The 23,313-nt window shown below is 63.7% G+C and carries 21 protein-coding genes and 2 tRNA genes; 9 read left to right on the forward strand and 14 right to left on the reverse strand.

Features of this window, described 5'->3' with window-relative positions:
- Window positions 1-114 precede the first annotated feature (114 nt).
- On the reverse strand, window positions 115-624 hold the full coding sequence (locus tag HGK27_RS00280) for a CHAP domain-containing protein (protein ID WP_322099002.1): 510 nt from the start codon (window positions 622-624) through the stop codon (window positions 115-117).
- A gap of 499 nt (window positions 625-1,123) precedes the next feature.
- Between HGK27_RS00280 and HGK27_RS00285 the strand changes: the two genes are divergently transcribed.
- From HGK27_RS00285 to HGK27_RS00295, 3 genes are all read left to right on the forward strand, one after another.
- The gene (locus tag HGK27_RS00285; protein WP_206237806.1) at window positions 1,124-1,741 is read left to right on the forward strand and encodes a hypothetical protein; all 618 of its coding nucleotides are present in this window, start codon (window positions 1,124-1,126) and stop codon (window positions 1,739-1,741) included.
- Between the two features lie 127 nt (window positions 1,742-1,868).
- Window positions 1,869-3,875 (forward strand): SPFH domain-containing protein, encoded by a 2,007-nt coding sequence (locus tag HGK27_RS00290; protein WP_206237808.1) that lies wholly within the window; start codon window positions 1,869-1,871, stop codon window positions 3,873-3,875.
- A gap of 222 nt (window positions 3,876-4,097) precedes the next feature.
- On the forward strand, window positions 4,098-6,254 hold the full coding sequence (locus tag HGK27_RS00295) for a TonB-dependent receptor (protein ID WP_322099003.1): 2,157 nt from the start codon (window positions 4,098-4,100) through the stop codon (window positions 6,252-6,254).
- A gap of 8 nt (window positions 6,255-6,262) precedes the next feature.
- Here HGK27_RS00295 and HGK27_RS00300 read toward each other — a convergent pair whose 3' ends face one another.
- Window positions 6,263-7,429 carry a nucleotide sugar dehydrogenase gene (locus HGK27_RS00300; RefSeq protein WP_206237809.1) on the reverse strand — a complete coding sequence of 389 codons (1,167 nt, stop codon included), beginning with the start codon at window positions 7,427-7,429 and terminating at the stop codon, window positions 6,263-6,265.
- Window positions 7,430-7,726: 297 nt separating this feature from the next.
- On the opposite strand from HGK27_RS00300, the gene HGK27_RS00305 reads away from it, so the two are divergent.
- From HGK27_RS00305 to HGK27_RS00325, 5 genes are all read left to right on the forward strand, one after another.
- Window positions 7,727-7,927: a hypothetical protein gene (locus HGK27_RS00305; protein WP_206237811.1), complete on the forward strand. Its 201-nt coding sequence runs from the start codon at window positions 7,727-7,729 to the stop codon at window positions 7,925-7,927.
- An 83-nt stretch (window positions 7,928-8,010) separates the two neighbouring features.
- Window positions 8,011-9,138: a DUF459 domain-containing protein gene (locus HGK27_RS00310; protein WP_206237813.1), complete on the forward strand. Its 1,128-nt coding sequence runs from the start codon at window positions 8,011-8,013 to the stop codon at window positions 9,136-9,138.
- Window positions 9,139-9,152: 14 nt separating this feature from the next.
- The gene (locus HGK27_RS00315) at window positions 9,153-10,529 is read left to right on the forward strand and encodes a GDSL-type esterase/lipase family protein (RefSeq protein ID WP_206237815.1); all 1,377 of its coding nucleotides are present in this window, start codon (window positions 9,153-9,155) and stop codon (window positions 10,527-10,529) included.
- A gap of 10 nt (window positions 10,530-10,539) precedes the next feature.
- Window positions 10,540-11,943, forward strand: a complete 1,404-nt coding sequence (locus tag HGK27_RS00320) for an MBOAT family O-acyltransferase (RefSeq protein ID WP_206237817.1) — start codon at window positions 10,540-10,542, stop codon at window positions 11,941-11,943.
- Between the two features lie 10 nt (window positions 11,944-11,953).
- Entirely contained in the window at window positions 11,954-12,412 is a 459-nt protein-coding gene (locus HGK27_RS00325; RefSeq protein WP_206237819.1) for a hypothetical protein, read from the forward strand.
- 1 nt (window position 12,413) lies between these two features.
- Here HGK27_RS00325 and HGK27_RS00330 read toward each other — a convergent pair whose 3' ends face one another.
- On the reverse strand, window positions 12,414-12,986 hold the full coding sequence (locus tag HGK27_RS00330) for a cell wall hydrolase (protein WP_206237821.1): 573 nt from the start codon (window positions 12,984-12,986) through the stop codon (window positions 12,414-12,416).
- An 869-nt stretch (window positions 12,987-13,855) separates the two neighbouring features.
- Here HGK27_RS00330 and HGK27_RS00335 point away from each other — a divergent pair.
- Entirely contained in the window at window positions 13,856-14,887 is a 1,032-nt protein-coding gene (locus HGK27_RS00335; protein WP_206237822.1) for an OmpA family protein, read from the forward strand.
- A 72-nt stretch (window positions 14,888-14,959) separates the two neighbouring features.
- Here the strand turns inward: HGK27_RS00335 and HGK27_RS00340 are convergent, their stop codons facing one another.
- The 11 genes from HGK27_RS00340 to HGK27_RS00390 all read right to left on the reverse strand — a co-directional run bounded on the left by HGK27_RS00340 (window position 14,960) and on the right by HGK27_RS00390 (window position 23,312).
- On the reverse strand, window positions 14,960-15,715 hold the full coding sequence (locus tag HGK27_RS00340; RefSeq protein ID WP_206237824.1) for an energy transducer TonB: 756 nt from the start codon (window positions 15,713-15,715) through the stop codon (window positions 14,960-14,962).
- A gap of 36 nt (window positions 15,716-15,751) precedes the next feature.
- The gene (locus tag HGK27_RS00345; protein WP_068087455.1) at window positions 15,752-16,048 is read right to left on the reverse strand and encodes a hypothetical protein; all 297 of its coding nucleotides are present in this window, start codon (window positions 16,046-16,048) and stop codon (window positions 15,752-15,754) included.
- Window positions 16,049-16,358: 310 nt separating this feature from the next.
- A tRNA-Leu gene (locus HGK27_RS00350) sits at window positions 16,359-16,445 on the reverse strand.
- A 179-nt stretch (window positions 16,446-16,624) separates the two neighbouring features.
- A tRNA-Leu gene (locus HGK27_RS00355) sits at window positions 16,625-16,711 on the reverse strand.
- A gap of 391 nt (window positions 16,712-17,102) precedes the next feature.
- On the reverse strand, window positions 17,103-17,774 hold the full coding sequence (locus tag HGK27_RS00360) for a glutathione S-transferase family protein (protein ID WP_206237826.1): 672 nt from the start codon (window positions 17,772-17,774) through the stop codon (window positions 17,103-17,105).
- Between the two features lie 112 nt (window positions 17,775-17,886).
- Window positions 17,887-18,876: a polysaccharide deacetylase family protein gene (locus HGK27_RS00365; protein ID WP_206237827.1), complete on the reverse strand. Its 990-nt coding sequence runs from the start codon at window positions 18,874-18,876 to the stop codon at window positions 17,887-17,889.
- Window positions 18,877-19,001: 125 nt separating this feature from the next.
- Window positions 19,002-19,475, reverse strand: a complete 474-nt coding sequence (gene ybaK, locus HGK27_RS00370) for a Cys-tRNA(Pro) deacylase (protein ID WP_206237829.1) — start codon at window positions 19,473-19,475, stop codon at window positions 19,002-19,004.
- 39 nt (window positions 19,476-19,514) lie between these two features.
- The gene (locus HGK27_RS00375) at window positions 19,515-20,849 is read right to left on the reverse strand and encodes a hypothetical protein (RefSeq protein ID WP_206237831.1); all 1,335 of its coding nucleotides are present in this window, start codon (window positions 20,847-20,849) and stop codon (window positions 19,515-19,517) included.
- 8 nt (window positions 20,850-20,857) lie between these two features.
- Window positions 20,858-21,250, reverse strand: coding sequence for a GtrA family protein (locus tag HGK27_RS00380; protein ID WP_206237833.1), 393 nt, complete (start codon window positions 21,248-21,250; stop codon window positions 20,858-20,860).
- Window positions 21,247-22,203, reverse strand: coding sequence for a glycosyltransferase family 2 protein (locus HGK27_RS00385; protein WP_206237834.1), 957 nt, complete (start codon window positions 22,201-22,203; stop codon window positions 21,247-21,249). Before HGK27_RS00385 ends, HGK27_RS00380 begins: the two co-directional genes overlap by 4 nt.
- A complete protein-coding gene (locus tag HGK27_RS00390; protein WP_206237836.1) occupies window positions 22,200-23,312 on the reverse strand; it encodes a GumC domain-containing protein in 1,113 nt (370 codons plus the stop codon). The genes HGK27_RS00385 and HGK27_RS00390 overlap by 4 nt, the downstream gene beginning before the upstream one ends.
- Window position 23,313: the final 1 nt, after the last annotated feature.

Below are 23,313 nucleotides of genomic sequence, written 5' to 3' on the forward strand. Positions count from 1 at the left end.
GACGACCATAGGCCGCCATCCGCCACCATCAAGCCATGACGGTGTTAAATTATGGATGAATGGAAAGCAGTCGGGAAAAAGCTGTGGGCTGATCGCAGATCAGCTGCCCGCCGTTCAGTCGCGCATGGCCAGACGGACGGCTTCGTCCTTGGGGGCGCTGTTGTAGATGAAGCCGAAAGCGGGCGTGGCGCGCAGGCCCAGAGCGTGGATCGGGGCGTACCATACGCGCACTTCGCTCCAGTCGCCATTGGCCGAAACGTCTTCGGCCAGAGCGGCATGCTCGATCATGCCGGGGCGCGACCAGTTGGCGTGGTCAAGCATCACATGGCGGGCGTCAACGATCTTGGTGACGGTGGCGACATGGCCCGAGCGCATCGAGTGAGTTGCGCGGAACGCAAGAACCGAACCTTCGCGGGGGGTCGTGCCGCGAGCGTAAAGGCCATTGGCCTGAGCCCACCAATCCTTGGCATCGCCGTGCAGTTCGATGCCCGAAATCTCACGAGCATAAGGAGCGCACTGCGTATGGGCCTGGGCGGGAAGGGCGGCGGTAAGACCGGCTGCGCCCGCGATAACCATGACAATGTTGCGCAAGTTCTTGATTGCACCGAAGAAGTTACGCGACACGCCGAAATCCCTTGTTAACCACCGACCCCGGCGATGCAGTCTTGTTAGCGGTTTGTGCGGTGCGGGACAGCCCCCGCGCCGGGCAGTCATCGTGTTTGAACAACGGTTCATCGGCTCGTCGAAAATGCGATGAGTTGAGCTGTGGTGCTTGTGTCGCAGTGTGGCTGTGTTGCGTTGCGGTAAAGTCACAGGGGGTGTTGTGAAGGGGAAAGAGAGGGACATGCGAGGGTGTTACACCCTCGCGCTCCCGGGTTTTGTCAGCGTCGTGCCCCGGGTTCGGCCTTGAGGAAGGTCGCCGCGTCGCAGGCTTTTCAGAAGCCAGAACTGCTCATCGATCATGGATGATCTGCCTGCGGCGCTCTGGGTCGCGCAGGTGGAGAGGTTGGGCATGATGGTCGGGTGCCATTGTTCCATCGCCGGAAGACGGCATGGGAGCGCGAGGGGGTAACCCCCTCGCATCCTTCTTCTTTCTTCGACCCTGCAGTGCTAAAACCACATCATGGTCTCGCAACGCCGAAAAATTCCGCTGTGGAAGCTGGTGGGCGGCGGGGCGGTGCATGCGGTGGTGCCCGCCTATCTGCTGGCCTTGGGCGTGGATGGCTGGCGCTTTGCCAGCCAGACGCATGGCGGATTGGATCTGTGGCTAACCCATGTGCCGGGCATGAGCGGCTGGTTTCTGGGGGCCTATGGCGCCTTGGGGCTGGGCGCGACGGCTTTGGCGGCGCTGGCGGACCGGTTCGCGGCTACACCTCCTCACATTGACGATCAGGCTGAATCTCAGGCTGCGCAGAACCTCCGTCAGGCTCTGGCGCGCGGGCGCGGTGCTTTCGGGCCGGAGGGGGATGCGGCGCTGGATCGCATCGGTGCCCTGCGTCCCGATCTTGGCGATTCGGCAACGCAGGCTCTGCTTCGCGATCTTTCCGCGATGGTCGAAGCCGGGCGCACCGCCGTGCAGACCGAGGATGCAGCATCCTTGCGCAGCATCAGCGCCGCCGCCCTGACCCGCATTGCCAGCGCCCTTGAGCAACAGCTGCGCGACCGGGCCACGCAGGCTCAGGACAAGGCGCTGGTCATGGCGACCTATGTCGAGGCGCGCTACGGTGAAGACAAGATATAAGATTACCTGAAATACGACCAAAGTAGAGACTCCGATTTTACTGGAATCGCTATTTGAACAGTCGTAAATGGAGATGGCCGCTCAACCTTGGCGGCTTTCAAAAAGACACCACAGGATGTCATCCCCCATGCAAAACGTCATCACGCTCGGCGGCACCGCCGGGCTAGGCTTGTTTGTGTTCGTGCTTTTTCTGGTTTCGCGCATGGTGCGCTATGTCGGCAACAACCGGGTTGCCGTGGTCGAAAAGCTGTGGAGCCGCGCCGGTTCGGTGAGCGCGGGCCTGATCGCCCTGGAGGGCGAGGCCGGTTACCAGCCCGATGTGCTGCGCGGCGGCTTCCACTTCTTCTTCCCCTTCCAGTACCGCATCCATTCGCAGTCGCTGGTCACCATCCCGCAGGGGCAGATCGGCTACATCTTCGCGCGTGACGGCGCGCCGCTGGGCCCCACCCAGACGCTGGCCAGCAATGCCGCCACCGCCGATTTCCTCGATGTGCGCGCTTTCCTGACGCATGGCGGGCAGAAGGGGCCGCAGCGCACCATCCTGCGTGAAGGCACCTATGCCATCAACACCGCGCAATTCGTGGTGCTGACGCGCGAGCAGATCCACGGCCTGATGCTGAACTACAGCGATGGCGAGCTGTTCAACCAGATGCAGAATCTGATCGCCGGGCGGAATGGCTTCGAGGCGGTGGTGATCCGCGATGCCTCGGACCAGATCGGCATCGTCACCGTGCATGACGGCCCGGCGCTGACCGCCGACCATATCATCGCGCCCGAGGTGGGCACCGATCAGAAGCAGTCGGCCAGCTTCCACAACTCCTTCCAGGACCCGGAGAAGTTCATCGCGGCGGGTGGCCGGCGCGGGCGTCAGCTGCAGGTGCTGGTCGAGGGCAGCTATTTCATCAACCGGCTCTTCGCCACGGTGGAGATGGTCAGCAAGACCATCATCGAGGTCGGCCATGTCGGCGTGGTGATCAGCTATACCGGCGCGGATACGGGCGACACCTCGGGCGAGGATTACCGCCATGGTGAGCTGGTGGCGCGCGGGTCGCGCGGCGTGTGGAGCGAGCCGCTGCTGCCCGGCAAATATGCCTTCAACACCTATGCGGGCAAGATCCTGATCGTGCCCACCACCAACTTCATCCTGAAGTGGCAGAGCGACATCACCGGCCAGCACAAGTTCGACGAGAATCTGTCGGAAGTCTCGCTGATCACCCGCGATGCCTTCGAGCCCAATCTGCCGCTCTCGGTGGTGGTGCATATCGATTACCGCAAGGCGCCGCTGGTGGTGCAGCGTTTCGGCGACATCAAGAAGCTGGTCGAGCAGACGCTGGACCCGATGGTTTCGGCCTATTTCAAGAACATCGCCCAGAAGAAGACGCTGATCGAGCTGCTTCAGGAACGCAGCGACATTCAGCTGCAGGCCAGCGAGGAGATGCGCGCCAAATTCCTCGGCTACAATCTGGAGCTGCAGGAGGTGCTGATCGGCACGCCGCGCGCCACCGGCGGCAATGACCAGATCGAGAAGGTGCTGCAGCAGCTGCGCGAACGTCAGGTCGCCGAGGAACGCGTGACCACCTATGAAAAGCAGCGCATCGCCGCCGAAAGCGAGAAGGCCTTGCGTGAGGCGCAGGCGAGGGCCGATCAGCAGACCTCGATCACCCAGTCCGAACTCTCGATCATCGTGCGCGAGAACGAGGGTAAGGCCAGCCTGAAGATGGCGACTCAGCAGGCCGAACAGACCCGCATGCAGGCCCGCGCCGAATCCGACCGCGTCCGCATGATCGGCGAGGGTGAGGCCGCCAAGATGATCGCCCTGGCTGCGGCCGATGCCGAGCGCATCACCAAGACCGGCCTTGCCACCGCCGAAACCATCGCCCGTCAGGCCGAGGCTTCGGGCGGCGCGCGCTATCAGCTCACCCGTCAGGTGGTCGAACGGCTGGCCGAGGCGCTGGAAAAGTCGGGTGTGGACATCGTGCCCCGCATCCAGATCCAGACCGGCGCGTCTGGCGGCGAGGGTGGTGCCCTTGGTGCGGGCGCCAATCCCATGGCGGCGCTGATCGGCATGCTGCTGTCTGAAAAGGCCGAGGCCATGCTGGAAAAGCGGGAGGAGGCGCAGGCTCCCACCGCCTGACCGCATCCGTCATCCAACGCATGGAGAGGGCGCTCTTGCGGGCGCCCTCTTTTTTATGGTGATTTTATATCCTATGGGGATGTCTCCGATGGCCACGGTTGCCCAGCGTTCAATCCTTCAAGGTTAGGAGGCCTTTGGGGTAGAGGAATGACGGATGGTGACTTTGTCTCATGACATGTAAAGCCCCGGGACTGTTCGGCCCCCGCCGCGAAGGATGATTGCTTGCGCCCCCTGTTGCTTTCCTGTGTTGCCATGATCGCCCTGCCCGGCGTGGCGCTGGCCCAGAGCCAGCCTGCCGCTTCGGCTCAGGACAAGCCCGCAAGCCAGCCGGATCATACGATCGTCGTCACCGCCCGCCGTCTGGATGAGGCGCGGGCCAGCATTCAGCCCGCTTTGGGCGCCGATTCCTATGCCGTCAGCCAGGACGCGATTCAGGCGCTGCCCGGGGGCGACAACCAGCAGTTCAACCAGATTCTGCTGCAGATCCCCGGCGTTTCGCAGGATGGCGGCGGCCAGTTCCATGTGCGTGACGACCACGCCAATCTGCAATATCGCGTCAACGGCACGATCCTGCCCGAGGGGCTGGCGGTCTTCGGCCAGACGCTGAGCCCCCGCCTGATCGACCATTTCGCGCTGCTGACCGGCGCGCTGCCCGCGCAATATGGGTTGCGCACGGCAGGCGTGATGGACATCACCACCAAGAGCGGCATGTTCAACAATGGCGGCGAGGTTTCGCTCTATGGCGGCAGCCATGGTTCGATCAACCCCAGCTTCGATTATGGCGGTTCCTCGGGGAACACCAATTACTTCGTCTCCGGCGATTACAAGCACAACAAGCTGGGGATCGAGAGCGTCGATGGCAGCTCCACCCCGCTGCATGACACCACCGATCAGGCGCAGGGTTTCGCCTACATCGACCATATCCTCGATCCGGACAATCGGATCAGCTTTCTGGGCGGCTTTGCCAATCAGCATTTCCAGATCCCCAATCCGCGCGGGCTTTCCGCCGCGCAGACCGGGCCCGGCTATGTGGTGAACGGCCAGAGCGATTACCTCTCGGACAATCTCAACGAGCAGCAGCTAGAGCGCACCGGCTTCGGCCAGTTGGCCTGGCTGCGCCACACCGGCGCGCTGACGCTTCAGACCTCTGTGGCGGCGCGCTATTCGGAGCTGATCTATCGCCCTGATGTCACCGGGGAGCTGCTGTTCAACGGCACGGCGCAGAATGCCTTCAAGAACGATCTGGCGCTTTCGGGCCAGATGGATGGCGTGTGGCGCGTCAGCCATGCCCATACGATTCGCTTCGGTTTCTATGTGCAGCATGATCACGCCATCAGCCGTACCGGCACCTGGGCCTTCCCGGTGGATGACAGCGGCGCGCAGACCGGCCAGCCCGTCGATATTCTCGATAACAGCGCCAGCAACGCCTGGACCACCAGCGCCTATCTGCAGGACGAATGGAAGCTGGGCGATAAGGTTACCCTCAACTACGGCGGGCGCTTTGATCGCTATGCCGCCTATCGCACCGAGAGCCAGTTCTCGCCGCGCGTGAACATGGTGTGGGAACCGGCCTCGCGCACGGCGATTCATCTGGGTTATGCGCGATATTTCTCGCCCCCGCCCTTCGAGCTGGTGGGCGGGGCGAATCTCTCCAAGGTGGCGGGCACCAGCGCGGCGGCGGGCACCACGCTCGACACCACGCCCTTTGCCGAGCGCCAGCATTATTTCGATGTCGGCTTCGAGCAGAAGATCAAGGGCGGTTTCGCTCTGGGGATCGACGCCTATTACCGCCTCTCGACCAATCTGATCGATGAGGGCCAGTTCGGCGCGCCGATCATCCAGACGCCTTTCAACTACGCCAAGGGCCGCATCCGTGGCGTGGAGTTCAACGCCAGCTACAACCATGGCCCGTGGTCGATCTATGGCAATCTTGCCATGGCCAAGGCGCAGGGCAAGAGCATCACCTCCAGCCAGTTCAACTTCAGCGCCGAGGAACTGGCCTATATCGCCAACCACTACATCTATCTCGATCACGATCAGACCTACACCGGCTCGGCGGGGGTGAATTACGCCTTCAAGCAGGGGGCGATGAAGGGGCTGAAGCTGGGATCGAGCCTGATCTATGGCTCGGGCCTGCGCACGGCGGGCGTGGCGGCCGATGGCAGCGAGATCCCCAATGGTGCGCATCTGCCCACCTATGCGCAGGTCAATCTGTCAGCCAGCTACAAGCTTGAGCGGCCCGGGGTGGAGCTGCGCTTCGACATCATCAATGTCGGCGATCACGCCTATCAGATCCGCGATGGCGCGGGTGTGGGTGTGGGCGCGCCGCAATGGGGCGCGCGCCGGGGTTTCTTCGTGGGGGTGACCAAGACGATCTGAAGCGGACTTTAATCCGATCCGAACAGATCGCGGGTGAAGACCTTCTCTTCCACATCCTTGATCGCAGTGGCCATGCGGTTGGCGATGATAACGTCGCTGGCCTGCTTGAAGGCGGGCAGGTCGCGCATCACCTCCGAGCCATAGAACGCGTCTTCCGCCATTTCCGGCTCATAGATCACCACCTTGATGCCCTTGGCCTTGATCCGCTTCATGATGCCCTGAATCGAGGACTGGCGGAAATTGTCCGATCCGGCCTTCATCGTCAGGCGGTAGACGCCCACCACCTCGGGCTTTTTCGCGATGATCAGATCGGCCAGGAAATCCTTGCGGGTGCGGTTGGCATCCACAATGGCGCGGATCAGATTCTGCGGCACGTCGGAGTAATTGGCCAGCAGCTGCTTGGTGTCCTTGGGCAGGCAATAGCCGCCGTAACCGAAGCTGGGGTTGTTGTAATGGCCGCCGATGCGCGGATCGAGCCCCACGCCATCGATGATCTGGCGCGTGTCCATGCCGCCGGCGATGGCGAAACTGTCCAGCTCGTTGAAGAAGGCCACGCGCATGGCCAGATAGGTGTTGGCGAAGAGCTTGATCGCCTCAGCCTCGCTGGGATCGGTGAAGAGCAGCTCGACATCCTTCTTCACCGCGCCTTCCAGCAGCAGATCGGCAAAGGTCTTCGCGCGCTGCGACCGCTCCCCCACGATGATGCGCGAGGGGTGGAGGTTGTCATGAAGTGCCTTGCCCTCGCGCAGGAATTCGGGGCTGAAGATCACATTCTGCGTGCCCAGACGCTGGCGCACATCCTCGATAAAGCCCACGGGGATCGTCGATTTGACAACGATGGTAGCATCCGGATTGGCCGCTGTGGTGGCCTGGATCACCGCCTCGACCGAGGAGGTGTCGAAATGGCTGGTGTCCACATCGTAATTGGTGGGCGTGGCCACCACCACGAAATCCGCGCCTTTCAGCGCTTCGCCCGCATCGAGCGTGGCCGTAAGGTTCAGCGGTTTGGTGGCCAGAAACTCTTCCAGCTCGGCATCGACGATCGGCGCCTTGCGGTCGTTCAGCATGGCGACCCGCTCGGCGGAAATATCGACAGCCGCCACCTCATGATGCTGCGCCAGCAGCACCGCATTGGACAGGCCGACATAACCGAGCCCGAAAACAGCAATTTTCATGGGGGGATTCTCACCAATCTTGGCAGTGGGAAGGCATGGGAACTCCTCGCGCGGTCGCTTCGCCCTGTCAACCGGTGCCCGGTCAGCGGAGTATAAAGCGCGTTGCTCCCCTCTGGCGATATGGACGCGGGCGGCGGCTTGTGCCTATGGCGGAGGGCAAGGCAGGAGGCCCGCCAAGGGCTGAGGTCAGAAGAAGAAGGCCCGCCTGTGGCGGGGTCAACAGCAGGAAGCCCGCCTGTGGCGGGAGCAACAGAAGAAAGCCCGCCTATGGCGGGCGGGTCATGACAGGAGGCCACATTGGACAAGACCATCACGCTCAAGCTCACCGAGGATGAAGCCGAGCTCATCTGCGATGCGCTGGAAGAGGATATGCAGGGCTACGTCGATTCCATGAAGGAAGCGCGCGGCAACAACAATCACGCCGATGTGAAGACCTTCGGTGAGGCGGCTGAGCGCATCCAGAGCCTGATGAACCGCATCCGCGCGTTGATCGACTGATTGCACCGGATGGCGCGGTCCGGCAGTCTTGCCGGGCCGCGCCGTGCCCTGCCGCGCTCAGGCAGATTGCGAGCAGGCAGATTGTGAGCAGTCTGGCGCCGGGCAGCATCGCTGCGGCGCAAGCGGGCAAAACTGTGCTTGCCTTTCAGGGCGCTGCGCGTGATGTCTCGCGCCCTCACGCCGGGTCGGGCCTTCAGGGCCTGTTCGGTGCCCCCCATTTTACCGCAAGAGTCAGGTTCAGAAGCATCATGAAGGGATTGGCCTATATCGATCGCGGCGCGGTGCTGTTTGTCGGCATGGCGGTCGGGGCGGTGCTGCTCTACTCCTTCGAGCATGATGGCAAGGTGCTGGAACCCCTCTTTGCGGACAACAGCGCCAGCCTTGCCCCGCCGGTTGTGGCCGCCGCCGTGCCGGCTTCGGCCCAGGCGCAGGGGCCGGTTCACGCTCAGGCTCAGGCTCAGCAGGCGCCCCCGGCCGCGATCCTGCCCAAGGGCGGCTGCACCGATGATTTCCCGCATTCATCCCGCGTGGCGGCGGCGCTGCGTGAGAACCGACCCATCACCATCGGCGTGCTGGGTGACAGCTTCGGCGATGGCATCTGGGCCGCCACCGCTCAGAACTTCCTGAAAAAGAAGGGCTTCAAGGTCTCCCAATGGTCGAAGGAGGGGATCGGCTTCACTCGCTATCGCAGCCTCGATCTGCTGGATGACGCCAAGAGCCGCTTCGCCGCTCAGCCGATCGACGTGGCCATCATCGATTTCGGCGCCAATGACACGCAGGGCGTGCGGGATGGCAACCATGGCTTCGTCTATATGACGCCGGGCTGGCAGAAGGTGATCGGGGGCCGGGTCGAGGCGCTGGTCACCTATCTGCAGGGTGAGGGCGTGGCCGTCGCCTGGATCGGCCTGCCGCGTATGCGCAAAGCTGACTATGACAGTCAGGTTCAGTCCATGAACAATTTCTACACTGGCCTGATGTGTCGCCTGCATGTGCCCTTCACCAACCCGGTGCCCGTCAGTGAGGACAAGGATCACCATTTCTCCAAGGAGTTGGTCGATCCCTTTACCAACAAGAGCTACAATGCGCGGGCCGAGGACGGAATTCATATGACCTTCCATGGCTATAGCGTCATTGCCCGGCCGGTGTGGCAACGCATCGAGGCTTTGGCTCCTCCCTCCACGGGGGCAAAGCAGCCGGGCGCAGCGAAATGAGGATGTTGCGCCGCATGCATGTCCTGTCGCGTGAGACAATGGGGCGCCTGACACTGGCCAGCGCGATTCCCGCGTCACGCGGCCTGCGCCACCTGCTGCTGACGCCCGCCGCCATGCTGCTGGGCACCTGCGTCTATGGGCAGACGATCTACAATCTGCCGTCGAACACCTATGCCTCGCCGGTGGTGCAGCCGCTGCCCACGACTCCGGCGGCCGAGACGATCCGGACCGTGCCGGGGCAGTTGCGCAATCCTGCCGCCATCGCCTCCTTTCTGGTCAAGCTGCCCTTTGCCACGGGGGCGGTGCCGCCGCTCTCCATCGTGCAGATCGGTGACAGCCATACGGCGGGCGATATGCTCACCAATGGCTGGCGCGTGCGCTGGCAGGCCGAATATGGCGCGGGCGGGCGCGGCGCGCAGGCGGTGGGGCGGCCCTATCCGGGCTATCTGAGCTGGGGCGTCACCGCCCGCCAGAGCCCGGACTGGACCCCCAACTCGATCTTCGGGCGCCAGCGCACCGAGGGCGGCGCGCTGCTCGGCCTTTCGGGCTTCACTCAGACGGCGCAGCATGCCGGGGCCTCGCTGTCGCTGAGCGCGGACAGCGTGGCCTATCAGTTCGATCATTTCAGCCTCTGCGGCCTGACCGGGCCGGACAAGGGCGTGGTCCATGTCGCCATGAGCGGCACCGAGCGGGACTGGTCCTTCGCTGCCGCCACGCCCGGCGCGACCTGCTTTGATCTCACCACGCCGCTGCCGGTGCCCTCGGTCTCGATCACCACGGTGGATGACCGGCCTGTCAGCCTGACCTCATGGGAGAGCCAGCATCAGGCGGGGGGGCTGACGCTCTCCAATCTGGGCGTTGTCGGATCGCGGCTGATCCATTTCACCCGCAATGACGACAAGGTGCTGGGGGTGGAGCTGCGCCATACCCATCCCGATCTGGTGGTGGTCGCTTTCGGCACCAATGAGGGCTTCGACCCCGGCCTCAAGCTGGATGAGGCGGAAACGACCATGCGTGAGCAGATCGCCCGCATCCGCCGCCTGCTGGGCCGCAATGTGCCGATCCTGCTGCTGGGGCCGCCCGATGCGGCCAGCAGCCGCTCCGATGTGGCGCTGCCCGGTTTGAGCCAGACGGTGGCCTGCGGCAATGGCTGGTCGGTGCCGGGCAATCTGGCGCGCATCCGCGCGATGCAGATCAGGCTGGCGCAGGAGATGAATCTGGCCTTCTGGGACTGGCAGGGGGCGATGGGCGGCAGCTGCACCACCATGAACTGGGTGGCGCAAGGCCTGCAGCGCGGCGACCATGTGCATTTTACCGCGGATGGTGGCAAAAGGCTGGGCGAGGCGCTGGCCGCCGATCTCGACCGCGCCCGGCTCGATCTGACGAAGTAAGCCTGCACCCATGCTGTTTCCCACACTGGTCTTCCATGGCTTCTTCCTGATCGTCTTTGCCCTCAACTGGCTGATGCGCCGGGCGGGGGACTGGCGGCAGATCATGCTGCTGGTGGCATCGTGGATCTTCTACGGCTGGTTCGATTCGCGCTTCGTGCTGCTGCTGCTGGGCAGCGCCTTCCTCAATTGGGGATCGGCGCGGCTGATTCTGGGCCATCCGGCCTGGGGGCGTTTCTGGCTGGGCGCGGGCGTCATCGCCAATCTGCTGATTCTGGGCTTCTTCAAATATTACGGCTTTTTCACCCATGAGGTGAATGCCGGTCTGGCCGCTCTTGGCTGGGAGAGCAGCCTGCCGGTGATCGATGTGATCCTGCCGGTGGGCGTGTCCTTCTTCACCTTTCAGGGCATCAGCTATGTCGTCGATGTGTGGAAGGGGCGCAGCGAGCCGGCACGCTTGCTCGAACTGACCTTTCTGATGAGCTTCTTCCCGCATCTGGTGGCCGGGCCCATCGTGCGCCCGGGCCATATCCTGCCGCAATTGCGCGAGACGCCGTGGCTGAGCCGGGGCGCGGCGGCGACCAGCCTGGTGCTGATCGGTTGGGGCCTGATCAAGAAGGCGGTGATCGCCAATGAGCTGGGCATCCAGCTGGTCGATCCGGTGTTCAACGATGCTTCGGCGCATTCGGCGCTCGATCTGGTGATCGCTTCCTATAGCTATGCGATCCAGATCTACTGCGATTTCTCGGCCTACAGCGATATGGCGATCGGCTTTGCCGGGCTGCTGGGCTTCCGCTTCCCGCGCAATTTCGACCAGCCCTATCGCGCCGCCTCGCTTCAGGATTTCTGGCGGCGCTGGCACATCAGCCTGTCGAGCTGGTTGCGCGATTACCTCTATATTGGCGTCTTCGGCGGATCGCGTCAGGTGTTGTGGCGCACCTGTCTGGCGCTGTTCGGCACGATGGTGCTGGGCGGGCTGTGGCATGGCGCCAGCGTGAATTTCGTGATCTGGGGCGCGCTGCATGGCGGCATGCTGGTGGCCGAGCGGCTGTGGAAGCTGGTGCGCCCTGAAAGCCTGCCTGCGCTGCCGGTATGGATCGGGGTGATCTTCACCTTCCATATCGTGACGCTGGGCTGGATCTTTTTCCGCATCCCCCAGTTCGAGGATGCGACGGCCTTTATCGGCCGCATCGCCAGCGGGCAGCAGGGCAGCTTCATCGCCTCGCCATGGACGGTGGGGATGATCGTGCTGGGTCTGGCCTGCCAGTTCGGGCCGCATGACGCGATCCAGCGGCTGGGCCGCCGCCTGAGCGTGCTGCCCTTCTGGGTGGTGGGTCTGGCGGGCACGCTGCTGCTGTTGGTGGTGGAAGGCCTGCGCGGCGCGGGCGTGGCGCCCTTTATCTATTTCCAGTTCTAGGGAACGAGCGATGAGCCAAGGATTGCCCTGGGGAGACTCCCCCATCGATCTGCCCGAGGAAGAGCCCGGCGAGGTGAAGTTCCTCTCGCCCGAAGCCGCCGAAGAGCTGGAAGGCGATTCGGATGCCGAATCCGATATGGGCCCGCATGAACGCACCGCTGCATGGCAGGCGCCAGGGGTGAAAGCAGGTCTGGGCTGGGTGTCGGGCGCGGTGGCTGTCAGCACGCTGGCCCTGCTGGGGCTCAATTCGCATGCTCTGGCCAATTGGGCCGATCAGCTGCCCGTGATGACGGTGACAGCGCCCGTGGTGAGCGCTGCTGACAGCTGGCACGATGCTGCGGGGCAACTGGGCCTCAACACCGTGGTCGATTCTGTGGAGGGGGCGGCCAAGGCCATGCGCAAGGCGACATGGCCGGGCCAGAAGCCGTCACAAGACGGTGAGGGCGGGGGCGCTGACGCCCCCACCTAGATCAGCGGTAAAAGACGTGGTCGTCGATCTGGGCGACCTGAACGCGGCCATGCATCGGGTGACCGACGGTGTGGAAGAACATCGCGCCGGGCACGACCTCTTCGCCTTCACCCTTCAGGGTCTGCGTGGCGATGACCACCGCCTTGCGCCAGGTCTCACCGGTGCGCGAAGGGTTGTAGCGGTTGACGTTGAAGAACTGGCCGGGCTTCATGACGGTCTCGCAGGCATCGGTGCCGGCGACCTTCATGCGCGCGCGAATGACCTGAGCGACGGCGACCTGACCGCGATGGACCTGATTGGCCGCTTCATGAACGATGACCTTGGCCACGCATTCGACCTGGCGCATGTTGGGGCCATTGTCGGGAACGACAGTGTCGATGGGGGCGGACACGTCAGCCTGAACCGGGGCGGGCTGATCGCTGTCTGACTGAATGCTGTTCGACTGGACTTGAGCGGAAGGTGCTTCCGTCTGCTGTCCTGCGGCATGGGCGGCTGAATTGGCCGGTTGCAGGCCCGTCACAAGGGCAACCACCGGCAGCGCAAACATGGCGCGGGATACAGATAAACGCTTCATTCCATCAAGTCACAGGGGCGCGAGCTCGCTCTGCAGGCGCGAAAACGCAACATGTGCGCCGCAGAGATCCCTCACGTCTTGCTTCACATCGGCGGATGTGGATCATCCTGCCATATGCTGGGCTGTGCCGGGCGTGTGGCGGCATTTTCCGCATGAGTCAATCGGGGTGAGGCAAAGCGGGGTTGCCCAAAGGTAAGCTCAAGCAAGCGCTGCGGAGGCTCTGTCCAGCGTGATATCGGGGCACTGACGCAGTGATGCTGGGGCCCGGCATGGGGCTGACACGCTGTTCAGCCTTCCGATACAGAGGCTTGAGCCTGACGGGCGCAGAGCCCGATGCATCTCCCGGTCTGCCACAGGAATGTCCCGCTCATCTTGAGGCGGAGCAGGTCTTGTCGCCTGTCACGACCATTCCGCCTCTGGATAAAGGCTTGCTGGATTTCGCGGCGATGTGTGCCGAAACATTCGAGCTGTGCTGTCTGTGATTGTTGAGGAAAGACCGCAGGTTGATCGGCTGCAAACGCCTTGGCGAGAGCGGATCGGCGCGGGGCGGCATCGATCTGCTGGCCCGGGATGCACAACAGCGGGACAGGCTGAGTGTCTTTGAATGCAAGGGTGGAAAAGGGGCCGCGCCACAAGGCTCATGGCGGCCATCGATGGCTTCCTGAGCAACGGATGGCGCGAATCGGCGAGCAACTTCACCCTTCATTCTATCGCGATGTGTTGTTGCCGAAAAAACACACTTCGTAAAATGCCGCAGCTGCTCATCTCGCCCATGCAACAATCCGTCTCGGCCATACTTTCCATGCTCGAAGTCGCTTCGGAGGCCACCAACTGCGAAGCGGCTCACTCTCTGCAAGGGAAAGTAACGGATGAAGAAACTCATTCTCGCTGCCGCATTAGCGACCGCAGCATCAGGAACCGTGGCATATGCCGACGAGCAGGGCCCCTATGTCACCGTTGAAGGCGGCGGCGTAAAGCAGGAGCGCGCTGACGTTCGCGACTCCAACAGCAACTTCCGCTCCGACCGGTTTCGCTACGGTTGGGAAGCCGGTGGCGCCGTTGGTTATGACTTCGGCAAGTTCCGCCTGGAAGCGGAAGGCTTCCATCACGAATCCTGGATGAAGTCGGAGCAGACGGCAACGGGCCTCTACACCCGTAATGCCAACACGCTTTCGGGCAACACCTACACCACCGCTTTCATGGGCAACGTGCTGTTCGGGCTGGGCCACTGGGGTGGCGTGAAGGCCTATGCCGGCGGCGGCGTGGGCTGGGCCTCGATCGTGCTGCATGAGAACAGCGCCGGTTCGGTCCCCGTGAACAACCGTGACAATGGCTATGCCTGGCAGGCCATCGCGGGCGTCACCATGCCGGTGACCCACAACATCGATCTGGGTGTGAAGTATCGCTACTTCCGTCCTGATGGCACCGATCTGTTCCGCAATGCCCAGCAGAACTTCGCGCAGACCTCGCTGCGCAGCCACTCGGTGCTGGCGACGCTGACCTACAACTTCGGCCATGCGGCACCGCCTCCGCCGCCCCCGGCTCCGGTGTGCAACAAGGGCCCCTACATCGTGTTCTTCGATTGGGATAAGTCGGACATCACGCCTCAGGCTGCCACCATTCTGGACAGCGCGATCCAGGCCTATGGCAACTGCGGTTCGGCGGCGATCTCGCTGGCCGGCTACACCGACCGCTCGGGCACGCCCAAGTACAACCTGGGTCTCTCGGCCCGTCGTAACGCCTCGGTGCGTGCTTACCTCACCTCGCATGGCGTGGCTGACGGCACCATCTCGAGCACCGCTTACGGCGAAGCCAACCCCCGCGTTCCGACCGCCGACGGCGTGCGCGAACTGCAGAACCGTCGCGTGGAAATCACCTACGGTCCGGGTTCGGGCAACTAAGCTCGATCAGGCAAACAAAGAAAGGGGCCGGAGAAATCCGGCCCCTTTTTGTGTTCGGGCGATGCAGAGGACTTAGGGTGCGTCCGTCAGGATGCCCAAGGTCCATTCCTGATCGTAGTCGACCTCGCCCGCCACGGCATGGCCCGCTGAATCGCGTGCGGGGCGAAAGCGGAAGCGCTTGAGCACCAGATCGCAGGTCGCGGCATCGAGATCGCGGTTATGGCTGGATTCGACAAGGCGGCAACCGCTCGGGCGGCCCTGCGCGGAGACCGAGATCGTCACCGATGTCGTGCCATGCGCCCCTGCCGTGCGCGCGGCTTCTGGATAGTCGGAGGATTTGATCCTGCCGCCGACCCATTCAGGATCGCGGCCTCCATCACCATCGCCGTTTCCATTCCCGCCCGAGCCGGTGCCATTGCCCTGACCACCCGCGCCGGTGCCGGGCCCGGGCACAGGTGCCGCGCCGCTCTGCATCTGCGTGCCGACAGCGGCGGGCTTGGTGGCAACGGGGATGGGCACGGGCTGCGGCAGAGGCAGCTTCACCGCCAGAACCGGCGCGGCTTTCGCGCGCAGATTGGGGGGCGATGCCCGACCGGCGGGCCGATGATGATGTGGGGGAGGCGGTGGCTTGACCGGCGGCAAAGGCGGCGGGGTCAGCGTGATGGCGGCGATGCTGTCATGCACGGCCTCACGCAGGCCCGAGGGCGGGGCAAGGCCAAACAACAGCAGCAAGGCCACCCCGACCTCAATCCCCGCCGAAAGGCCAACGGCCAGAGCGCGGGATTGTCCGCGCTCATGGCCGCGTTCGGGGATCGAGGGGAAGGGCATCGGTGGTGGCCCCGTGACGGAGCCGGCCTCTCAGGCTTAGCGGCAGCGGCGATGCGCAGTCATGGAGCGGTCGATCGCACGGCCACCGAAGGCACCGCCCACAGCGCCCGCCGCAATGCCGATCGGGCCGCCGATCAGCGCATGGCCGATCAGCGCGCCACCGGCGCCACCGGCGATCAGGCCTGCCGTGCCGCTCGAATGGCGGCAAACGCGGTGATGCACGCGTCCGTGATAGTGATGACGGGCAAAGGCCGGAGCGGCGTCGAACATGCTCAGGCTGAGCATGGCGACAAGCGCGGGGGCAAAGGCGAGTCGGGCAGTGAGCGGACGCATGGAGGTCTCCTTTTGTCTTGATGCGAGGTGATGCCAGATGAACGAATCAACCGCAGCTTTGTTCTCAACGCCTGAGGGTAAAATCCTTTGGCTGCGGTGGCTTCAGGCAGCGTTCCGGCGTGCCCCGTCTGTCCTCTCAAGGTGGCTGAATGTGTACGGCCAGCACCCTGCGCCACAGGAGGTGAACCGCGACATAACGGTCATCCCTGCCGGGGTTCAGCGCAAGCAAACGCGCCACGAACTTTGCGCGGGCTGCTGATTAAGATGTGGGGTGTTCCCCCTGAGGGGATGTTTCTCAATGCTGAGATGATGGTGCCCAGGAGAGGACTCGAACCTCCACGCCCTTGCGAGCGCTAGCACCTGAAGCTAGTGCGTCTACCAATTCCGCCACCTGGGCAACCTGTTTGGCGTGAGTGCGTTTCCGCGTCCGCGCCGGGTAGGAGGGCGCGTCTACGGGTGAACCGCGTGCGTGTCAACGCGAAAAATGCACGGCGCGCACGAACCCGCATCGCAATGAATTCGGGACATTTCAGGGATTTGTTTCCCCCGTGGGGGAATGTCTCAATGCTGAGATGATGGTGCCCAGGAGAGGACTCGAACCTCCACGCCCTTGCGAGCGCTAGCACCTGAAGCTAGTGCGTCTACCAATTCCGCCACCTGGGCAACCTGTTTGGCGTCTGTCACGTTTCCGTAACCCCGCCGGGTAGGAGGGCGCCTCTAAGGGTGATCCGCAGAGGTGTCAACGCGAAAAGATCAGGGTGGGGAAAGTTTTTGGAAAGTTTGAAGAGAAGAGAAAATGCGAGGGGGTTACCCCCTCGCGCTCCCGGAACGTCTTCCGGCGAAAGGGCAGTGGTTCCGAAGCCGAGTGCCTCCACTCTCCACCTGCGCAAGGCAAAGCGCCGCAGGCATGGCATCCTTTGAACGACGGGCTGTGCAGGCCATTTATGCCTGCGGCGCAGCGTGCCTCGCTCTTTGGCCAAACCCGAAGCGCAAGGCATACAGTAACGGGAGCGCGAGGGTGTAACACCCTCGCATCTATCCCTTCTTCAAACCTTCAGGCATTCACATCCGCATAATGCGAAGGCGGCTGGATCACCTCCATTCGCTCGGCCAACAGGGGCCTGAACGAAGGCCGCGATTTGAACACCGAATACCACGCCCGCGCCTGCTCATGGCCCGACCAGTCCAGCCCGCCCAGATAGTCCGCCACCGAAATCTGCGCGGCGGCGGCCAGATCGGCCAGACTCAGCGTCGGCCCGGCCAGCCACGGGCGGTTATCGACGAGATAGTCGATGTAATAGAGATGCTCATGTGCCAGCCGCATCGCCTCGCGCAGCATCCGTGAATCAGGCGACTGGCGATAGACCAGCCGCTTCATCATCCGCTCGTGAATCAGCGGCCCGGTGACATCGGCGAAGAAGTTCTCATCGAACAGCGCGACGAGGCGGCGAATCTCCGCGCGGGTGGCCGCCGTGCCGGAAATCATCGGCAGGCGGTCGACAGTCTCTTCCAGATATTCGCAGATGGCGCGGCTGTCGCACAGGGTGATGCCCTTTTCGGCATCATGCATGGTGGGCGTGCGCGCGGCGTGGTTCATCTGGGTGAAGCCCTCGCGCCGCTCCCACGGGTTCTCGCGCCAGAGTTCATAGGCGATACCCTTTTCGCTCATCAGCAGGCGGACCTTGCGGGAAAAGGGGCACAGGGGAAATTGGTAAAGCTGCCACATGGCCCTATTCCTTGCGCTCTGAGGCGCGTCGCGTCCACCCGGCGCTGCGCGCGCGGAGGGGCTTTGGGGTGGAAAACTGCGATTTCCCGATGCGGCCGGTTCGCGTGCTGCGTCAGTCGCTGTCGATTTTGCGATAGGTGGCGGCGATGTCCTCGGGCGGATCGCAATAGCCGGGGGCCAGCGGGCGCCCCAGTTGCAGCGACCAGCGACCGATCCAGTCCATGCCCTTGGCGCCCGCGTAGGTGTCGGGCGTTTTATAGGCGGGATCGCGCATGGCCTTGGCCAGCGGCACGGTGCGCAGACCGGCGCGGCGGTAGATCGCCAGCAGGTCGCTCAGGCTGTCGGCATTGAGCTTCGAGGCATGGAGCAGCGCCACCAGCGGAATGTCCCGCCCGAACACCGATTGCGCGCTGGCGCGATACCAGCTCACCATCTTGGCGGTGTAGGAGAGGTAGGACTGGCGGATATGGCTGGCCTCGGCGGCATCATGGTGGGTGAGGGCATCGTCATAGGTCTCGGAAAAGACCCAGTCCTGGCTGACCAGCGTGATCGGCGCGACGCGGTAGCGATGGTCGGCAAGAAACTGGTCGACCTTGCGTGAATCCGCCAGCGTGGTGCCGGTTTCCAGATAGGGATGGCGGAACCACAGGGGCGTCCTGGGTGAGCAGCGCGTCAGGCTGCAGAGCAGCGTCTGGCCCTTGAGGATGTCGGCGTCATAGGCGTCCACCGGGATGCGGTTGGGGGATTCATGGCTGTAGGTGTGATTGCCCAGGGTGAAACCGGCATGCACCCACAGCGAGAGGGCGTGGCGCATGCGGCGCTCATCCAGATCCTCCAGCTTGCCCGCGACGATAAAGCCGGTGGCGGGCACGCGGTGGCGTTTCAGCCCATTGACCAGCTCGCGGTTGAAATGGGCGATGTCATTGCTGTTGTCGCTCAGCATGATGCCGGGCAGATCGTCGAAGGTGAGGGCGATCTGGCCGGGCGTTTTGCCGGGATGGGAGGCGGCCGCGGCAGGCTGGGCCAGCGTGAGCGTCAAAGCGGGCAGGGCGGCAAGCAGGCAGCGGGAAAGCAGGGAAGGGGGCGCAGGGCAAAAAGGCATTTTGGGCAGAGAACCGCAGATCGAGAAGAGATGGATGAAACTTTATGCCGTGGCGCAGGCAGGGCCAGTGGTAATTCTCGCAACTGCAGCAAAAGCGGCTGGCTGTGGCGGTTGGGCCACCCTGTTCAGGCGGTGATGGCGGCGGGTGCCGCGCCAAGCAACTCCACGGCATCACGTGGGGCCAGCCTTACCTGCAAGCCGCGTTGCCCGCCGTTGACGTAGACATAGGGCAGCTCCAGCGCCTCGATCTCGATGGCGACGGGCACGCGGCGCGTCTGGCCAAAGGGGCTGATGCCGCCGACCTTATAGCCGGAAATCCTTTCGGCATCGGCGGGCTTCATCATCTGCGCCGCCTTGCCGCCCAGCGCGGCGGCCAGCTTTTTCATCGCCACCTCGCGGTCGGAGGGGACGATGGCGCAAGCGGGCTTGCCGTCCAGCAGCACCATCAGCGTCTTCAGCACGCAGCCGGGGTCTTCGCCCAGAGCGGCGGCGGCGGCCAGACCGATGGAATCGGCATCGGCGTCATAATCATAGCTGTGCGTGGTGAAGGCGATGCCGGCCTTGGTCAGGGCCAGCGTGGCGCGGGTGGATTTCGACATGGGCGCCTGTCTGGCATGGATGGCCCGGCTTGGAAAGGTTCAGGCCGGGGCGTGGAGAGGCGCTTCCTCAGCGCTTTCCCGTGGAGCCTGCCCATGCCAGTCACGCCACGCCGCTGCCACCGTTTGCAGTGCCAGCAGGGACGGGATCAGGATCGCAACAAGGGGGCGCAGGAACATGCCCAGGCCGATCCCGCGTTCCACCAGCACGGTATGGCCCACCAGAAAGCTTTCCTGCGACATGGACAGCACATTGCTGAAGATCAGATCGCCGGGCACGCTCAGAAGATAGGCCAGCGTGATGGCGAGGGGACGGGCCCGGCCCTCCCAGCGCTCCATCATGACGAAGAAGAGCATCAGGCAAGGGGAATAACCTCCCACCTCCGATGTGATCAGCGCGAAGGACAGGCCCAGCATGGTTGCGCGGTGGGATGGCACTACCTGCGGCCGCCACCATGCCGCCACGGCGCCCAGCAGGATCGTTGCCTGCCCAGCATGCTGCAGCATGGGCAGCAGCATGCCGCCCCAATCCATGATCCGCGATCCGAGCAGCACGATGACGGGAAAATCCGAACCGGTCAGCAATTTGATCATCGGCAGATAGGTGGCAGGATACCAGACATCCAGCACGCCGGTGGTGCTTTCGGCCACGGCAAAGGCACGGATGTTCTCGACAATTTCCGACGGTGTGCCGATGCCGAGCACCAGATAGCTGATGAGATAGGTCAGGATGGTGGTGATGGCCGCCATTTCCGTCCATCGCCAGCGACGGCGCAGCAATTGGGCGGCCAAAGCAGCGATGATATAGACCTTGAGGTTGATCGCCACGGCCAGGGCCAGCCAGCGCCCCTTGGCGCTGTGCAGAAGGGGGCCAAAGGCCAGAACGATGCCGCCAAAGGCCAGCAGGATCAGATTGCCCCGGTCCAGCCCGTAAAGCAGAGGCATGCCCAGCGAGATCGCCAGACTGCGCGGCAAGGCCGTGCGCCGATCGATCCGCATGAGGCTGAGCGCCACCAGCACCACATCGATGATGTAGAAGGCATGGATCGCCACCACGCCAGCCCAGTCGCAATAGCGCAATTGCGGGCCGCCAGCCTGGTCGACATAGCAATGGGGCACGCCCAGCACCCGCACGATCAGAAAGCTGATCGGCGGATAGATCGAGGCCCAGCTGTCGTAAATGCCCTTGTCGCGGGCCCACCAGGCGGTGTTGAACCAGTCCATCCAGGTGTCGGCGGATTCGTAGAAGAAGGGCTCGGGCAGATAGTTCTTCGTCGCGAAGAACCAGACGTCGCGCAGGGCCACCAGCACGACCAGCCCGGCGAGCAGCCATTCGGCGGTCAGCCCTTTGGTGGAGGTTGAAGCTGATGGTGACATGCTGTCGCTCATGCCGCGCCCTGATTTTCACGCGGGCGGAACACCAGCCGCCGCAGCACCAGATAGTTGAGCGCCACCACGCCCAGCGTCGTCACCGCACCCGCTGCATAGGGGTTGGGGATCACATGGGAAACCAGCTTGAGCCCCGCCAGATTGATCAGATAGTTCACCGCATAGGAGGCCACGAAACGCGCCTTGGCCGGCCCCGCATCGGTAAACACATGGCGCGAATAGGTGAGGTAATTGAACCCCGTGCCCAGCACATAGCCGATGGCCTGCGCCACATAGCGGTCCAGCCCCAGCCAGAGCAGCCCGGCATAGAGGCCATAGCCAAACGCGGTGTTGACCACGCCGGCCACCAGATAGCGGGCGATCTCCACCAGGCGTGCACGGGTGATCATGCCGCTTCTCGGTCCATGTTGACCGTCTCGCGCTCCAGCACCAGCGCGCCGCCGCGCGTGCGTTCGGAGATCTGGCGGATATGGTCGCCCATCAGCCCCATGAAGCCGAAGATCAGCGAGAACTGCGCCTGAAACACCGCGCCGATCAGCCAGGGCGCGATCGGGCGATCGGTGAGAAAGGCGGCAAGCCCGCCCAGCAGCAGCAGCACGGTCACCACCACGCCGACCACGCCCAGATAGAGCGGCAGCCGCAGCATGCGCTTGGATGAGGCCGTCAGCCCCGCCACCGCGAAATCGAGCAAAGTGAAGAAGTTGTTCTTCGACTTCCCCCTCAAGCGGGGCGGGCGAACATAGTTGATGGTCTCCAGCGGAAAGCCGGTTTCCACCAGCAAACCGCGGAAGAAGGGCTCGGGCTCGTTGAGCGCCTTGATCGCCTCGACCACGCGGCGGCTGTAAAGGCCGAAACCGGTGGCGTTGGGAATGGTCTGCACATCGCCGAAACTGCGCGCCAGCCAATAGGACAGGCCGCGGATGGCGGTGAGGATCAGGCCGGATTTCTCCGCCTCGCGCACGCCCAGCACGATGTCCACGCCCGCCTGCCAGCGCGCCACGAAATGCGGCAGCAGGTCGGGCGAATCCTGAAAGTCGGCGCACATGCCGATCACCGCCCGGCCGGTCGCGCGATAGATGCCATGGGTGGGCGAGCGCATCTGGCCGAAATTGCGCGTGTTGGCGATCAGGCGGATGCGCGGATCGGCGGTGCACATCGTCTTGATGATCGCCACCGTGCGGTCGGTGGAGGCATTGTCGATGAAGATGATGTCGAAGCTGATGCCCAGCGGCTCCAGCTGTTCGATCACCGCCTTGGCGATGGGCCCGGCGTTCATCTCCTCATTGTAACAGGGGATGACGACGGAGACGTCGGGAACCCCTGCTACGCTCAAGGCGGTCATGGCTGGTCCTTTCGTGCCGACAGGGGCGGATTCAGCCGATAGAATTCAACCGCCAGCCCGCCGCCGAGCACCAGCGCGAGCAAGGCCAGGGCCCAGAAATTATACTGGCGGTCCGGATCGAGATAGGGCTGCTCCAGAACACGGATGTTCACCGAGGAGACCAGATTTTCGGCCAGCGTGCCCTGAAGGTTGCGCTTGCTGCCATCATACATCAGCTGAGCCAGTTCCAGCTCGCGGCGCAGCGTCATGCCTTCGCGTGACTGGGCCACCACGCGCCCGACCGAATCATTGGTCTGCGCGGTCGCCGAGCGTGCCTGAGCCGCGCGTGCCTGCAGGGCGGCCAGTTCGGCCTGAGCCTTCTGCACCCTGAAATTGTTTTCGGTGGCGAAGCGGCGCAACCCTTCGATCTCGGCCTGTTTGGCGGTGATCATGTCGTCCAGCACGGGCGCCCGGCCCGTGACCTGCAAGGCATTGATCAGCGGATCGCCGCTGCCGATCTTCAGGCGGTAGGTATCATAGGCGGTCTGGGCCTTGCTCAGCCGCTCTCCGGCACGGGCCAGCACCTGTTCGAGCGCCTGCTGGCGCAAGGCATTCTGGGTGCGGCTGACGGTTGCCATCTGCTCGCGGATGGCATCGGCGTAGGCTTTGGTCAGATCGAGCGCGAGCGCCGGATCGTGTTGCTTGGTATCGATCTCGATGATGCCACCGCGCAGCGAGCGCGTGTCCACCTTGCGTTCCAGCCAGCGCAGGGTCGTGATATCGTCCTTGCCCAGCCGTGCAGGCAGGTTCAGCCGCTTGGAGACCAATTGCCGGACATAGACGCTGTGCGCCACCTGCAGGCTCGATTCGATCAGCGTCTGGGTGGACATGGTTCCGCCACCGCCCAGGAAGGAGAGCGCCCCCAGCCCCACGCCGGCCGAGGCCGGATTGACCCCCAGTGTGGCGGGATCGACCGGCGTCAGCGTCACTGCCGCGCGATAGGGCACCGGCCAGACCGACAGCACGGCGAGCGCCGCCGCCACGATGCCCACGGCCAGACGGCGGCGGGTGTTGTTGGCGACCAAGGGATGATAAGCAATCCCGCCGATCAGGCCATGCCCGCGCTTCATC

This window comes from Novosphingobium terrae (assembly GCF_017163935.1).
GTDB classification, from domain to species: domain Bacteria; phylum Pseudomonadota; class Alphaproteobacteria; order Sphingomonadales; family Sphingomonadaceae; genus Novosphingobium; species Novosphingobium terrae.

Excerpts from the sequence above, each read along its gene's own strand:
- HGK27_RS00285 (WP_206237806.1), top strand. The coding sequence starts at position 1,124 with ATGGTCTCGCAACGCCGAAAAATTCCGCTGTGGAAGCTGGTGGGCGGC.
- HGK27_RS00290 (WP_206237808.1), top strand. The coding sequence starts at position 1,869 with ATGCAAAACGTCATCACGCTCGGCGGCACCGCCGGGCTAGGCTTGTTT.
- HGK27_RS00300 (WP_206237809.1), bottom strand. The coding sequence starts at position 7,429 with ATGAAAATTGCTGTTTTCGGGCTCGGTTATGTCGGCCTGTCCAATGCG.
- HGK27_RS00315 (WP_206237815.1), top strand. The coding sequence starts at position 9,153 with ATGCATGTCCTGTCGCGTGAGACAATGGGGCGCCTGACACTGGCCAGC.
- HGK27_RS00320 (WP_206237817.1), top strand. The coding sequence starts at position 10,540 with ATGCTGTTTCCCACACTGGTCTTCCATGGCTTCTTCCTGATCGTCTTT.
- HGK27_RS00325 (WP_206237819.1), top strand. The coding sequence starts at position 11,954 with ATGAGCCAAGGATTGCCCTGGGGAGACTCCCCCATCGATCTGCCCGAG.
- HGK27_RS00330 (WP_206237821.1), bottom strand. The coding sequence starts at position 12,986 with ATGAAGCGTTTATCTGTATCCCGCGCCATGTTTGCGCTGCCGGTGGTT.
- HGK27_RS00335 (WP_206237822.1), top strand. The coding sequence starts at position 13,856 with ATGAAGAAACTCATTCTCGCTGCCGCATTAGCGACCGCAGCATCAGGA.
- HGK27_RS00340 (WP_206237824.1), bottom strand. The coding sequence starts at position 15,715 with ATGCCCTTCCCCTCGATCCCCGAACGCGGCCATGAGCGCGGACAATCC.
- HGK27_RS00345 (WP_068087455.1), bottom strand. The coding sequence starts at position 16,048 with ATGCGTCCGCTCACTGCCCGACTCGCCTTTGCCCCCGCGCTTGTCGCC.
- HGK27_RS00360 (WP_206237826.1), bottom strand. The coding sequence starts at position 17,774 with ATGTGGCAGCTTTACCAATTTCCCCTGTGCCCCTTTTCCCGCAAGGTC.
- HGK27_RS00365 (WP_206237827.1), bottom strand. The coding sequence starts at position 18,876 with ATGCCTTTTTGCCCTGCGCCCCCTTCCCTGCTTTCCCGCTGCCTGCTT.
- ybaK (WP_206237829.1), bottom strand. The coding sequence starts at position 19,475 with ATGTCGAAATCCACCCGCGCCACGCTGGCCCTGACCAAGGCCGGCATC.
- HGK27_RS00375 (WP_206237831.1), bottom strand. The coding sequence starts at position 20,849 with ATGTCACCATCAGCTTCAACCTCCACCAAAGGGCTGACCGCCGAATGG.
- HGK27_RS00380 (WP_206237833.1), bottom strand. The coding sequence starts at position 21,250 with ATGATCACCCGTGCACGCCTGGTGGAGATCGCCCGCTATCTGGTGGCC.
- HGK27_RS00385 (WP_206237834.1), bottom strand. The coding sequence starts at position 22,203 with ATGACCGCCTTGAGCGTAGCAGGGGTTCCCGACGTCTCCGTCGTCATC.
- HGK27_RS00390 (WP_206237836.1), bottom strand. The coding sequence starts at position 23,312 with ATGAAGCGCGGGCATGGCCTGATCGGCGGGATTGCTTATCATCCCTTG.